Consider the following 14020-nt stretch of genomic DNA (forward strand, 5'->3'; position numbering starts at 1 on the left):
GTCATTGCCTCGCCGTCGCGGCGTGTTTGCGGTACCACGCCACCGTGGCCTCGACGCCGTCGCGCAGCCCGATCGAAGGTTGCCACCCCGCGTTCCGCAAGGCCGAGACATCGAGAAGCTTTCGGGGTGTCCCGTCCGGCTTCGTTGTATCCCAGCGGGTTTCGCCGCCGTAGCCAACCGCATTGGCGACCATCTCGGCGATTTCTTTGATCGTGTGGTCGACGCCGGTGCCAACATTGATGTGGCCGGGCCCGTCGAAGTGTTCGAGCAGGTGCAGGCACGCGCTTGCCAGGTCATCGACGTGCAGCAGCTCGCGTCGCGGCGTACCGGTGCCCCAGTTTGTCACCTCCGGCGCGCCACTGGCTTTGGCCTCGTCGTACCTGCGGATCAGTGCGGGAAGCAGGTGCGAGCCGGCCGGCGAAAAGTTGTCGCCGGGTCCGTACAGGTTGGTCGGCATCGCCGAGATCCAAGGCAGGCCGTGTTGACGCCTGACCGCCTGCACCTGGAGGATGCCGGCGATCTTCGCGATCGCGTATGCGTCGTTGGTCGGCTCCAGCGGGCCGGTGAGCAGCGCACTCTCGACGATGGGCTGCGGTGCGAATTTCGGGTAGATGCACGAGGAGCCAAGGAACAGCAGTCGCGGCACCCGCGCGGCCACCGCGGCGTCCAGCAGGTTGACCTGGATCTGGAGGTTTTCCGACAGGAACTCGGCCGGATAGGTGTTGTTGGCCATGATGCCTCCGACTCTGGCCGCGGCATCGATAACCACGTGCGGCCTCGCCTCGAGAACGAAGTCGAAGGCCGCAGCCCGATCCGTCAAGTCGAGTTCCGCGCGTGTACGCACAACAAGGTTGGTGAATCCATCGGCCTCGAACCTGCGTAACAGGGCTGACCCGACGAGACCGCGATGCCCGGCGATGTAAACCGGGGCCGCGCGGTCAAGCTCACCGAACGGTTTGTCCGTATTCATGTCCAACCGCCGATGATCGGCTTGTCGATCCACGGCCTGCCCTCACACTCCAACGCGGCGATGTCCGCGTCGACCATGATTCGCGCGAGTTCGGTGGTATGTGTGGACGCCTTCCAACCGAGCGCCTCGGCGGCCTTTGTCGCGTCGCCGATCAGCGAATCCACTTCGGTAGGCCGCAGATAGCGCTCGTCGAACTTCACATATTTCTGCCAGTCCAGACCGACGTGTTCAAAAGCGGCTTGCGCGAACTCGCGCACGGTGAACCCGCGTCCCGTCGCCAGCACGAAATCCTCGGGCTCGGCGGTCTGCAGCATCCGCCACATGCCTTCGACGTATTCGGGCGCATAGCCCCAGTCGCGAACCGCATCGAGGTTGCCCAGATAGACGTCGGACTCGATCCCGGCCTTGATACGGGCGACGGCTCGGGTGATCTTCCGGGTTACGAATGTCTCACCGCGCCGTGGTGACTCGTGATTGAACAAGATGCCGTTGACGGCGAACAGCCCGTACGCTTCCCGATAATTTCGCGTCGCCCAGTAGGAGTAGACCTTGGCAGCGCCGTACGGCGACCGCGGATAGAACGGCGTGAGCTCGTTCTGCGGCGGCGGCGACGCCCCGAACATCTCAGACGATGACGCCTGGTAAAAGCGGCACTGCACCTTGGAGAGCCGCACGGCTTCTAGCAGCCGAATGGATCCCATTCCGGTGGTGTCGCCGGTGTGCACGGGTTCGTCGAAGCTGACGCGGACATGCGACTGTGCTGCGAGGTTGTACACCTCGTCGGGCTGGATGGTGCTGAGCAGCGTAACCAGGCGCGTTCCGTCGGTGAGGTCTCCGTAGTGCAAGAACAGTCGGACACCCGCTTCGTGGGGATCACGGTAGAGGTGATCGATCCGCGACGTGTTGAACGTCGAGGCACGACGGATCAGACCGTGGACTTCGTACCCCTTGCTCAGCAATAGTTCGGCAAGGTAGGAGCCGTCCTGGCCGGTGATTCCCGCTACGAGCGCTCGCTTCACTGAATTCCCACTTCTGTCTGCAAGGGCGGCACCAGCGTCTTTGAAGCCTCTTTGCTAGCCGCTTTTGCTCGGTTTCAAAGTACAGGACCGAGGTTCCCGGTCGGCTGATCTTCGATCGACGCCCGGAGGGAGGCCGAGTAGTCGAGCATAGGATGCGATCACCCCGGCCGGACGTCCTCAGTCCCGGGCAGTGCTGGTCATAGGCGGCGCGCCAATTCGGCGGTAACGCCGCGGGATACGGCCTGAAAGAGTAGCGTCCCCCGTGATGTGGACGATGGTGCTGTTCATCGGGTTCGGGATGGCGATTGACCCCGTGCGGTTGGGTATCGCGGTCGTCCTGCTTTCCCGGCGGCGGCCCATGGTCAATCTGCTCGCATTCTGGGTGGGCGGCATGGCGACGGCCGTAGGCCTGGGGATCGCAGTCCTGGTACTGGCGCACGATGTTGCGCTGGGCGCGATTCGAAGTGCGGATTCCATGATCAACTACGTGAGGTCTGAGGTTGCGATCCTCGCGGGCGGCCGCCTTCAGATCACCATTGGCCTGATCATGTTGCTGTTGGCGGTCCGCATGGTGGCCCGGCAGCGGGCGCGGCTGGGGCTGCCGGCAGCGGTGGGCGGCGGACCGGCGCTGGCGCTGACGGAGCCTCCACTGAGTCCGTTCGCGCGGCTGGGAGCCCGCACCCAAGAAATGCTGAACTGCGATGTTGTGTGGCCGGCGTTTCTGGTCGGCGCCGGGGCGTCATTCCCGCCCTACGAGGGCGTCGTCGTCCTGACCATCATCATGGCGTCGGGCGCCGCTCTCGGTACGCAGCTCACTGCGTTTATCGTGTTCACCCTCATCGTCCTAGCGGTCATCGAGATTCCGCTCCTCGCCTACCTGGCGATGCCGCAGCGGACCGAAGCGGTCATGCTGCGAGCCCAAAACTGGGTACAAGGGCATCGCTGGCAGATCTCCCTGACAATCCTCGTCGGTGTGGGACTCATCTTCATTGCTCAGGGTGTGACCAAGCTCTGAGTCCCGACCAGGCAGACGAATCGACGACCCCGCTCGTCTCCGTGTGCGTCCCGATGTACAACAACGGCGCCACCATCGAGCGCTGCCTGCGCAGCATCCTGGACCAGCAGGGCGTCGACTTCGAGATCGTCGTCGTCGACGACGCCTCGTCGGACGACGGCGCCGCCGTCGCAGCGCCGCTGCTGCGCCCCGGGGACCGGCTGGTCAAAAACCAGCCCCGCCTGGGCCTCAACGGCAACCACAACAAATGCCTGGAACTGGCCCGCGGGCAGTACATCCAGTTCGTCCACGGCGACGACTGGCTGCTTCCCGGCGCCCTGGCCACCCTCGCCCGCTGCTTCGAGGACCCGGCCGTCGGGTTGGCGTTCGCGCCCCGGCAGGTGGTGGGCGACGACGAGCGATGGCAGCGCCGGTACGGCAAGCTGCACAGCCGCTTTCGGGGCCTGCGGGAACGCAACGACGGGCCCTCGTTGGTGCGCCAGGTCGCGCTGGGGGGCGCCAAAGACAACTGGGTGGGCGAACCGACCTGCGTGATGTTCCGGCGCCGGCTCGCGCTGGAGGTCGGGGGCCTGCGCAACGACATCTACCAGCTGGTCGACATCGACTTCTGGTTGCGCCTGATGGCGCGATCGACCGTGTGCTTCGTTCCCCGTGAACTGTCGGTGCGCAGCCATTTCAAGGGGACCGAGACGACGCACGTCATGGCCTCGCGCCGGTATCTGCTCGACCAGCTGCGCATCCTCAGCTGGTTGGCCGTGGATCCGGTGTCGCCGCGCTCGACCCGGATCATCGCCCGGCTCTGGTGGTTTCCCGCCTGGGTCGCGCTGGTGGTGGAGATCGCCGCCTTCGGGCCGCAGCGGCGCGTACACCTGAAGGCCTTGGCGCGAGCGCCTTTTCGCGAGTTTCCCTACGCGCGGCGGCTGGCGGCGGACCTTGGCGGCCAGGCCGAACTCGTCGAGCGTGCCTGAGACATCCTCGCGCGGCGCCGCACGGTAGATTGTTTGCCGGCCGGGCCGGGCGCCGGTCCGGGGGTGCGGCTTTCGGGGGAGGGGCTGATGGGTCGGAGATGCGGGCCGGAGGCGGGTGCGGCGGTGGCAGGCCGGCGGTGCGCGGGGGCGCCGGGCTTCGGTTACAACCTTGCGGTTCCTGGCCAGAAACGGTTTGGACGAAGGTAGGGTATTGTCCGTGGTTCAGTCTTCCATCCCCGCCGTGCTGCGTGAGCGCGCGAGTCTGCAGCCCAACGACATGGCGTTCACATACCTTGACTACGACCAGGATTGGGATGGTGTCGCCCACACGCTGACCTGGTCGCAGCTGTATCGGCGGGTGTCGAACCTGGGCGAGCAGCTCAAGGCCAGCGGGTCCACCGGTGACCGGGCGCTCATCCTCGCCCCCCAGGGACTCGACTACGTCCTGGCCTTTCTCGGCGCCCTGCAGGCCGGGCTCGTCGCGGTCCCGCTGTCGGTTCCCTATGGCGGTGCGCACGACGAACGCACCATCTCGGTGCTGGCCGACACCTCGCCCTCGGTCGTCCTCACGACGTCGTCGGTCATCGACAACGTCCGCGCCTCGGTGCAGTCGCAGCCGGGGCAATCCGCCCCCTCGATCGTCGAAATCGATTTGCTGGACCTCGAGACCCGGCAGCGCCCCGCGGGGCCGCGGCCCCGCCCCGGCGCCACCGACGAGGCGGACTTCATCTACCTGCAGTACACCTCCGGGTCCACCCGCACGCCCGCGGGCGTCATGGTCTCCAACCGCAATGTCTTCGCCAATTTCGAGCAGATCATGGGGGACTTCTTTGCGCCCGAGGGCGGGGTCCCTCCGTCCGACCTCACGGTGGCGTCGTGGCTGCCCCTCTACCACGACATGGGCCTGCTGCTGGGCATCATCATGCCGGTCCTCGCCGGCCGGCCGACGGTGCTGAGCAGCCCGGTCGGTTTCCTGCAGCGACCGGCGCGGTGGATGCAGATGCTGGCCCGCAACGGCTGCACGATCTCGGCGGGACCGAACTTCGCCTACGAGCTCGCGGTGCGCAAGACGTCCGACGACGACATGGACGGGCTCGATCTCAGCGGCGTGCACACCATCCTCAACGGCGCCGAGCGCGTGCAGCCCGCCACCCTCAAGCGATTCGCGGACCGCTTCGCTCCCTTCAAGTTCGACCCCAAGGCGCTGCGCCCGTCCTACGGCATGGCCGAGGCGACGGTGTACATCGCGACGCGTCAGGTGGGCGACCCGCCCGAGATCGGTCACTTCGATTCCGAGAAGCTGCCCGGCGGCGAAGCCCAGCGCTGTGAAACCGGAAGCGGCACACCGCTGGTCAGCTACGGCAATCAGCAGTCGACACTGACCCGCATCGTCGATCCGGACACCAGCCGCGAGTGCCGCGACGGCACCGTCGGCGAGATCTGGGTGCAGGGCGGCAACGTGGCCGCCGGCTATTGGCAGAAACCCGAGGAAACCGAGCGCACCTTCGGCGCGAAGATCCTCGAGCCGTCGCAGGGCACGCCCGAGGGCCCGTGGCTGAGAACCGGGGACTCGGGTTTCTTCTCCGACGGCGAGCTGTTCATCATCGGCCGCATCAAGGACCTCTTGATCGTCTACGGCCGCAACCATTCTCCCGACGACATCGAGGCGACGATCCAGGAGATCACCGCCGGGCGGTGCGCGGCGATAGCGGTCCCGGACCGGGGCGTGGAAAAGCTGGTCGCGATCATCGAGATGAAAAAGCGGGGCGGCGACTCCGAGGAGGAAACGGCCGACCGGCTGCGCGGCGTCAAACGCGAAGTCACCTCGGCGATTTCGAAGTCGCACGGCCTGAGCGTGGCGGATTTGGTTCTGGTGTCGCCCGGCTCGATCCCCATCACCACCAGCGGCAAAATCAGGCGATCGCAGTGCGTCGAGCTGTACCGTCAGGAAGAGTTCGTCCGGCTGGACGCCTAGCGAAACCTAAAGCGGCGGCTGTTTCCCGTTGCCGCCGTTGGTGACGGCGCCCGCGCCGAACAGCGGCAGCGGGTTGTCGGCGTCATCGGAGTCCGGTTCCTCGCCGTGACCATTGGAGCCGGAGCCGTTGCCGTTTCCCTTGGCGCCGACGGTGATTGGCCGCTGCGACTGCAGGCCCTGGCCGAACACCGGCAGCGAGTGGCCGGGGTCCGGGTCGGCCTTGCGCTTGCCGTTCTTTCCGTTCTTGCCGGCGCGGGGCGTCGCCGCGTCCGCCGAGTCCCGCAGATCGTTGGTCACGTGATCGGGCAGGGCGCTGAGGTCGAACAGGGGGAGGGCGTGCTGGGGCAGACGCTCGGTCTTCGCCACCGCCCTCGACGTCCCCGACGTCCCCGTGGCGACGCCGGTTGGGCGCGGCCGGCGCGGCTTGTTCCGCGACTTGTGGCTCGGGGGAACGAGTTTCAGGCGGACCAAGAGGTCGTCGGGGATCAACGGCTGACCAGCCGCGGGCGCTGCCGCGGCACCAGCGGCCGCCGGGTGCAACGCGTCGGGGGCGGGAATCACCTTCATCCGCACCAGCTGGTCGGTCAGCTGTTGCAGCTGTTGCTGCTTCTTCTGGTGGGCGCCGTACACCTGCGCCGCGCTCATGCCCAAATGCGATGGCCACCAGTTCTTCTGGCCGATCATCGAGGCCAGCGCCGGCACCGTGATCGTTCGCACCAGGAAGGTGTCGATCAAGATGCCGGTACCGAGGATGAAGCCCGCCTCGGCCATGGTGTAGATGCTGGCGGTCATCAACCCGAACATCGAGGCCGCGAAGATCAAACCGGCCGAAGTGATCACGCCGCCGGTGGACCCGACGGTGCGGATGACGCCGACGCGCACGCCGTGCGGTGACTCGTCGCGGATGCGGGAGATGAGCAGCATGTTGTAGTCCGCCCCGACCGCGACGAGCAGGATGAACGACAACCCGGGCAGGCTCCAGTGCAGGTTTTGGCCCAAAATCAGCTGGAACACCAGCACACCGAGGCCCATGGCCGACAGGTACGACAGCAGCACCGATCCGATGAGGTACAGCGGCGCCACGACCGCCCGCAACAAGCCGACCAAAATCAGGAACACGATGATGATGGTCGCGAAGACGATGAACCCGATGTCGTCGTTGTAGAAGTCGCGGGTGTCGCGGAGCCCGCTGGGAATTCCGACCACCGACACCTTGGCGTCGGCGAGCAGTGTGTTCGGCATCGCCGAGTCGGCGGCCTTGATGATCTTGGCGATCTGGTCCATCGCGTCGGTGGTGAACGGGTTGAGCGCGCTCTGCACCAGATACCGCGCCGCGTGTCCGTCGGGCGAGATGAAGATCGCGGCCCCTTGCTTGAACTCGTCCTTGGTCATGACCTGCGGCGGGATGTTGAAGCCGGCCATCGACGGCCGCTCGGCGTTGTGCTTCATGTCCAGCAGGAACTGCGACGCCTGGTCGAGGCCGTTGCCGATGTTTCTGGTCTGGTCGACCAGCTGTTTGACGCCTCCGGCGACGGCGCGGCTGCCGTCGGCGAGGGCGTTGGCGCCCTGTTGCGCCTGGCCCATCGTGGTTTGCAGGTTCTTGATCGTCTTCATGGCGCCGGACGCCTGGGACAGCGTTTGCTGGACCTTGTCCAGCGCCTGCCCGACGGTCATCGCGCCCTGGGCCGCTTGCAGGTTATGGGCCATGATCTTCAGCGAGTTCAGGGTCCCGTCGTCGTTTGCCTGCACCATCGCGGCCAGCCCGGCACGTGAATTCACACAGCCCGGGTCGGTGTTGCATTCGGGGCTGTTGTTGAGCGCCGACAGCATCGGGCCCGCCCACTGGGCGATGTTTTCCGCGTTGACCGTCGACGAGTTCAGATTGTTGCCGAGCGACTTCATCTGTCCCGTGAGCGCGGCGCCCTGGTCCAGGGCGGCGATGGTGCGGTCGCCGCCGGCCATCTGTTCGAGCGAGGTCAGGATCCCGACCACGCCGCTGAGGCTCGACACCGCCCCGGTGACCTGATCTCGAAGTTGCGCCAGGGCGTCGGCCAACTGGTTGGAGCCGTTGACCAGCCTGTCCAAGTCGTTGCCGTGGTTGACGATCTGGTTGGACCCGTCGGCGAGTTTGTTGCCGACCTCCCCGGCCTGGTACGAGACCTTGGTCTGCTCGAGCGTCTCACCGTTGGGCCGGGTCAAGCCCCGCACCATGGTGATATCGGGGACCTGGGCGACCCGGCTGGCCATCTGCTCGAGGTCGGCGAGGGCGGCCGGCGATCTCAGGTCGTGCGAGGGCGACTGGATGAACATCACCATGGGGCTGAGCGCGTTCTGCGGGAAGTGGCGATTCAGCGCGGCGTATCCCTTGGAGCTGTCCACCGTATCCGGCATCGACTTGAGGTCGTCGTAGTTGAACCGCATCACCGTCGTGCAACTGGCCAGGGCGATCAGCACGACCAGGCTGCCCACCAGATGGGCTTTGGGCCGGCGCACGACCCGCGTGCCCATGATGCGCCAGGTGCGGGTGGTCAGGTCTTTCCGCGGCTTGATCCAGCCCCGCCGCCCGGCGAGCACGAGCAGGGCGGGCAGCAGGGTGGTGGCGGACAGCAGCGAGACCATGACCGAGATCGCAATCGCCGGGCCGACACCGTTGAACACTTCAAGTTTGGTGAAGACCATCGCGACGAAGGTGACCGAGACGGTGGCCGCCGACGCGGCGATCACCTTGCCGATCGACATCAACGCCATCCGGACGGCGTCGTCGGAAGTGTGGCCCCGACGCACATAGTCGTGATAGCGACTGATCAAAAAGACGGCGTAGTCCGTTCCCGCCCCGATCATGACCGCGCTCATCAGCACGATGCTCTGCAAGTTCACCGGGATGCCCACGTTCGACAGCGCCGACAACACGCCCTGCGTGGTCCCGATGGACGCACCGATGTTGGCCAGCGGCACCAGCATGGTGACCACGTTGCGGTAGATGACGAACAGAATGATCAGCACGCTGACAACGGTGCCGATCTCGATGAAATGGGCGTCCTCCTCGGCCATTTCGGTGGCGTCGATGAGGGCCGCCAGCGGTCCGCTGACATACGCGCGCATGGACGTGCCCTCGGTCACCTGGCTGGCGATGTCGCGCACGCGCTTGTAACTGGCGATCGTCGCCGGCGAGGTGGGCGCGCCCGCGAACGACACCGGCAGGATGAAGGACTTGCCGTCCTTGCTCGCCAACACCTCCCGCATCTGCGGCGCGGCCAGGAAGTCCTGCACCGTCAGCTGGTCCTGCGTGTCTGCCTTCAGCTTCTCGACGAGCTTGGCGTAGACGGCCTCGTCGCCGGGGTTCGGGCCGCTCTCGTCGGTCAGCACGATCATCAGCAGGGCCCCGCCGGCCCCCAACGGATTCGCCGAAGCCGCGCTCGAGGACGGCTTGTCGGGCTTGGCTTCTGGTGACCCGCCGGGTCCCCCGGCGCCCTCGGGCTTCGTGCCGGCCTCGGGCTTCTTGTCGCCCGACATCCCCGGTATCGGGGCGAACGCCTTCGCCATCTCCTGGTTGGTGACCACCGTCGGGGCGTCGTCGGGCAGGGGCTTTTGTTCGTGCTGTCCGGCCACTACCATCAGCGGAGGAAAAAGCAGCGCCAAAGCACCCGCGACCGCGATCCAGCCGGCGATGACAAGCAGGGGCCACCGCACGACGACAACGCCGATGCGATCGAAAATTCCCCCAGGCTTGGCTGCCTCGCCCGACACCCGATCGATCCTACAATCCGGTGCACACTCTCGCGGGCTAATCAAGATCTCCCGGGCGACCGTGACGTTGCCGTGACCTTGGGCGCGTAACCGCTGGTCAGGATGGTGCGGATGGCCGGGTCGCGGACCGTCCGGAAGAAGAACGTCACCCATTCGGCGCTGCCGCGCCGAGGATCCATGCCACACTCTTCCCCGTGGCTCTCAGATACCGCCTGCAATCGAACGCGCTCGTCGGGAAGGTGACCACCAAGTATCTGCTGCCGCTGGGGACCCGGCAGGTCGGCGATGACGTGGTGTTCTTCAACTTCGGCTACGAGGAGGATCCGCCGATGGCGCTGCCATTGGACGCCTCCGACGAGCCCAACCGCTACTGCATCCAGCTCTATCACCAGACCGCCAGCCAGGTGGACCTGACCGGCAAGCGGGTGCTGGAGGTCAGTTGCGGTGCCGGCGGCGGCGCCTCGTACATCGTGCGCAGCCTCGGCCCGGCCTCCTACACGGGCCTCGACCTGAACCCGGCGAGTATCGAGCTGTGCAAGAAGCGGCATCAACTCCCGGGGCTGGATTTCGTGCAGGGCGACGCGCAGAACCTGCCGTTCCCCGACGGGTCGTTCGACGCGGTGGTCAACGTCGAGGCCTCCCACCAGTACCCCGACTTCCCGAGGTTCCTCGCCGAGGTGGCGCGCGTGCTTCGCCCGGGTGGCCACTTCCTGTACACCGACTCCCGCCGGAATCCCGTTGTGGCCGAATGGGAGTCGGCGCTCGCGGAGGCGCCGCTGCGCAAGGTGGCGGAACGCGACATCGAGCGGGAGGCCAAGCGCGGCCTGGACGCCAACACCCAACGCTCGCAGGAGGCCATCGGCCGGCGCGCGCCGGCGTTTCTGGCCGGGCTGACCCGCTACGCGGTCAGCGTCTTGGACTGGGACCTGCGGCGCGCCGGCGGGTTCTCCTACCGCATTTACCGCTTTGTCAAAGACTGACGCCGGTCGGCCCGGGCTGCGCCGATGAAGTTCGTCGTGGCCAGCTACGGCACTCGGGGGGACATCGAACCGTGCGCGGCCGTCGGCGTGGAGTTGCTGCGCCGCGGGCACGACGTCGTTATGGCGGTGCCGCCCAACCTGATCGGCTTCGTCGAGTCGGCAGGGCTCGCCGCCGCGGCCTACGGGCGCCGAGACTCCCAGCAGCAACTCGACGAGGATTTCCTGCACAAGGCGTCCTGGAAAATCCAGAATCCGGTGAAGTTGGCGCGCCAGGCCATGGAGCCGGTCACCGCGGGCTGGGTGGAATTGGGTGAGATGCTGGCGCCGCTGGCCGACGGCGCCGACCTGCTGCTGACGGGCCAGATCTACCAGGAGGTCGTCGCCAACGTCGCCGCCGGCTACGACATTCCGCTGGCCGCCTTGCACTTCTACCCGATGCGGCCCAACGGCCAGATCGCCTTCCCTGCCCGGTTCCCGGCGCCGATTGTCCGCTCCGCGATGAAGACGCTCGACTGGATTTACTGGCGGGCCACCAAAGGCGTCGAGGACACCCAGCGCCGCGGGTTGGCCCTGGCGAGGTCCACCCGCCCCGCGCCGCGGCGGATGGCCGAACAGCAGGCGCTGGAAATCCAGGCCTACGACGAGGTTTGCTTTCCCGGGCTGGCCGCGGAGTGGGACAGCCGGCGGCCGTTCGTCGGCGCGCTGACGATGGAGTTGCCGACGGACGCCGACGACGAGGTCACCTCGTGGATCGCCGCCGGGACGCCGCCGATCTACTTCGGTTTCGGCAGCATGCCGGTCGGGTCGCTGGCCGACCGGGTCGCCATGATCGCCGCGGCGACCGCGGCGCTGGGGGAGCGCGCGCTGATCTGCTCGGGACCCGCTGCCGCCGCGGACATCCCGGACTACGGCCACGTCAAGGTCGTGCGCGCGGTGAACCACGCGGCCGTCTTTCCCAGCTGCCGGGCGGTGGTCCACCACGGCGGCGCCGGAACCACCGCGGCGGGACTGCGTGCCGGCGCCCCGACCCTGATTCTGTGGGTCACCTCGGACCAGCCGATCTGGGCGGCCCAGATGACGCGTCTGGGGGTCGGGCGGGGCCGGCGATTCTCCAATACCACTCGGGAAACGCTGATTTCGGACCTCAGGGCGGTGCTGTCCGCGGATACGGTGGCCCGCGCGCGCGACATCGCCACCCGGATGACCAAAGCCCCGGCCAGCGTGACCGCCGCCGCCGACCTTGTCGAAGCCGCGGCCCGTCGCGCAAAGACCCCTCCGCCCCGATGAGACCGCGGTATGCTCCCGTTGTGTCCCTGCTGATTACGGTGCCGGTGTTCGGGCAACACGAGTACACCCACGCGCTGGTGGCCGACCTGGAGCGGGAGGGCGCCGACTATCTGATCGTCGACAATCGCGGCGACTATCCGAAGATCGGCAACGAACGCGTCACCACCCCCGGCACGAATCTCGGCTGGGCCGGCGGCAGCGAGCTCGGATTTCGAACGGCCTTCGCGGAGGGCTACTCCCACGCGATGACCCTCAACAACGACACCCGGATATCGAAGGGGTTCGTCGCCGGGCTGCTCGACCCGCGTCTGCCCGCCGACGCGGGAATCGTCGGGCCGATGTTCAACATCGGCTTTCCGTACGCGCTGGACGGCGAAAAGCCGGACGCCGCCGACTACGTGCCCCGGCCGCGGTACCGCGTGGTGCCGGCCGTGGAGGGAACCGCACTGATGATGTCCCGGGCATGCTGGGACGGCGTCGCCGGAATGGATCTCGCCACGTTCGGGCCTTACAACGGGTGGGGGCTCGACCTCGACCTCGCGCTGCGTGCCCGCAAGGCCGGATTCGGCGTGTACACAAGCGAAATGGCGTATTGCTACCACTTCGGGCGCCAGACCGCCAAGACCCATTTCGGTGGCCGCCAGTACCATTGGGGCGCCAGCTGGACGATGATCCAGGGGTTGCGCCGAAAGCACGGCTGGGTTGCGGCCATGGGGATCCTGCGGGAGATGGGCACGGCGCACAAGCGCAGATGGCACCGGTCGTTTCCCCTCACCGACGAGGCGTCCGCCAGAAGCTAGCGGGCGGCGCCCTCCAGCAGATCGGCGGCGGTGGCGACGCTGGCCGCGGGTGTGGACATCCGGGGAGCGATCTGGCGGGCCCGGGCCACGCATTTCGGGTCCATGATCTGGCGCAGCTGAGCGACAAGGGATTTGCGGGTGATCCTGAGGAGGCGCCGCGCCGATCCGACCTTGAGCCGCTTGACCTGAGCGGCCCAGATGAACTGATCGGCCACGTCCCACAGCACCAGCGTGGGCAGCCCCGCCCGCAGGCTCGCGGCGGTGGTGCCCGCGCCGCCGTGGTGCACGGCCGCGCGGCACATCGGCAGAATCGTGCTGTAGCTGACCTGGCCGACCAGCTTGACGTGGTCGGGATGCACCGTGGACCCCGCGGCGTCGGAATAGATCAGCGCCCGCGCGCCCACCTCCGCGCAGGCCTCGGCGATCATGCTCACCGTTTCGGCGGGGGAGCGCACCGGCGTGCTGCCGAAGCCGAAGTAGATCGGCGCCGATCCCGCCGAAATCCACTCCGCGACTTCGTCATCGGTGTGCGCACCCAGCTCGAGCGTCAGCGCGCCGACGAAGGGCCGCCGGCCGTTCCATTCCGCCGCCAGCTTCGGGAACACGGCCTCGTCATAGGCCTGGATTTCCAGCGTCCCGTTGTCGCCCATCCGCTGCCACGCCGGAATCGGTGTCGGCGGCAGGCCCAGTTCGCGGCGCTGCGCGTCCTCGTCGGCCTTGGTGATGATGTGCGAGTACAGCCACCACGCCGCCTTCAGGGTCGCGCGGGCGGCGGGAGCGGGCGACGGCAGGAACGGGACGCCGATCTGTCCGTTGACCCGCACCGGGAAGTGGTGCAACCCGGCCACCGGAATGCCGTGGTACTCGGCCACATTCGCCACCACGCCGTGGTAGGTCTGGCCCGTCAGCAGCAGGTCGGCCCCGTCGGCCAGCGTGGTGAGCGTCCGGCTCATCTCCGCCCAGCCCTCGACGAAGAGTTCCCTGACATCGCGGAACACGTTGGCCGGGTTCTGGATCTTGTGGGCGTTGTGGGTGAAGTCGGCGACCGCCTCCACCTGTTCGCGGGTGTCCGGCCCGTAGGCGACGCCACGCAGCCCCGCGGCCTGTACGAAGCCGATTAGGTTGGGCGGCACCGCCATTCGGACTTCATGCCCCCGGCGCTGCAGTTCGGCGCCCACCGTCGCGCACGGCTCGATGTCGCCGCGGGTCCCGTGGGCCGCCAAGACAAACTTCATCGGCGAAGGTCAGCCTTTGGGGAA

The 14020-nt window shown here is 67.3% G+C and carries 11 protein-coding genes; 6 read left to right on the plus strand and 5 right to left on the minus strand.

What is annotated here, in order from left to right:
- Position 1: 1 nt before the first annotated feature.
- Both AC5Y43_RS03040 and gmd read right to left on the minus strand, forming a co-directional pair.
- Entirely contained in the window at positions 2–970 is a 969-nt protein-coding gene (locus AC5Y43_RS03040) for a GDP-L-fucose synthase family protein (protein WP_499969409.1), read from the minus strand.
- Positions 967–1989 (minus strand): GDP-mannose 4,6-dehydratase, encoded by a 1023-nt coding sequence (gene gmd, locus AC5Y43_RS03045; protein ID WP_499969174.1) that lies wholly within the window; start codon positions 1987–1989, stop codon positions 967–969. Before gmd ends, AC5Y43_RS03040 begins: the two co-directional genes overlap by 4 nt.
- Before the next feature lie 265 nt (positions 1990–2254).
- On the opposite strand from gmd, the gene AC5Y43_RS03050 reads away from it, so the two are divergent.
- From AC5Y43_RS03050 to AC5Y43_RS03060, 3 genes are all read left to right on the plus strand, one after another.
- Complete coding sequence (locus AC5Y43_RS03050; protein ID WP_499969176.1) at positions 2255–3004, plus strand: GAP family protein; 750 nt, start codon at positions 2255–2257, stop codon at positions 3002–3004.
- Positions 3001–3972 carry a glycosyltransferase family 2 protein gene (locus AC5Y43_RS03055; RefSeq protein WP_499969411.1) on the plus strand — a complete coding sequence of 324 codons (972 nt, stop codon included), beginning with the start codon at positions 3001–3003 and terminating at the stop codon, positions 3970–3972. Before AC5Y43_RS03050 ends, AC5Y43_RS03055 begins: the two co-directional genes overlap by 4 nt.
- Before the next feature lie 217 nt (positions 3973–4189).
- The gene (locus tag AC5Y43_RS03060; RefSeq protein ID WP_499969178.1) at positions 4190–5947 is read left to right on the plus strand and encodes an AMP-binding protein; all 1758 of its coding nucleotides are present in this window, start codon (positions 4190–4192) and stop codon (positions 5945–5947) included.
- Positions 5948–5953: 6 nt separating this feature from the next.
- Here AC5Y43_RS03060 and AC5Y43_RS03065 read toward each other — a convergent pair whose 3' ends face one another.
- Together AC5Y43_RS03065 and AC5Y43_RS03070 are read right to left on the minus strand one after the other, a co-directional pair.
- Complete coding sequence (locus tag AC5Y43_RS03065) at positions 5954–9694, minus strand: MMPL/RND family transporter (protein WP_499969180.1); 3741 nt, start codon at positions 9692–9694, stop codon at positions 5954–5956.
- Positions 9695–9735: 41 nt separating this feature from the next.
- Entirely contained in the window at positions 9736–9873 is a 138-nt protein-coding gene (locus AC5Y43_RS03070; RefSeq protein ID WP_499969182.1) for a hypothetical protein, read from the minus strand.
- On the opposite strand from AC5Y43_RS03070, the gene AC5Y43_RS03075 reads away from it, so the two are divergent.
- The 3 genes from AC5Y43_RS03075 to AC5Y43_RS03085 are packed head-to-tail and all read left to right on the plus strand — an operon-like array spanning position 9868 to position 12761.
- Positions 9868–10674 carry a phthiotriol/phenolphthiotriol dimycocerosates methyltransferase gene (locus AC5Y43_RS03075; protein WP_499969414.1) on the plus strand — a complete coding sequence of 269 codons (807 nt, stop codon included), beginning with the start codon at positions 9868–9870 and terminating at the stop codon, positions 10672–10674. The two genes, AC5Y43_RS03070 and AC5Y43_RS03075, sit on opposite strands and share 6 nt — an antisense overlap.
- Positions 10675–10698: 24 nt before the next feature.
- Positions 10699–11961: a glycosyltransferase gene (locus AC5Y43_RS03080; RefSeq protein WP_499969185.1), complete on the plus strand. Its 1263-nt coding sequence runs from the start codon at positions 10699–10701 to the stop codon at positions 11959–11961.
- Complete coding sequence (locus AC5Y43_RS03085) at positions 11958–12761, plus strand: glycosyltransferase family protein (RefSeq protein WP_499969187.1); 804 nt, start codon at positions 11958–11960, stop codon at positions 12759–12761. Before AC5Y43_RS03080 ends, AC5Y43_RS03085 begins: the two co-directional genes overlap by 4 nt.
- Here the strand turns inward: AC5Y43_RS03085 and AC5Y43_RS03090 are convergent.
- A complete protein-coding gene (locus AC5Y43_RS03090) occupies positions 12758–13996 on the minus strand; it encodes a glycosyltransferase (protein WP_499969188.1) in 1239 nt (412 codons plus the stop codon). The two genes, AC5Y43_RS03085 and AC5Y43_RS03090, sit on opposite strands and share 4 nt — an antisense overlap.
- Positions 13997–14020 lie beyond the last annotated feature (24 nt).

Source organism: Mycobacterium sp. NGS57 (genome assembly GCF_059812405.1).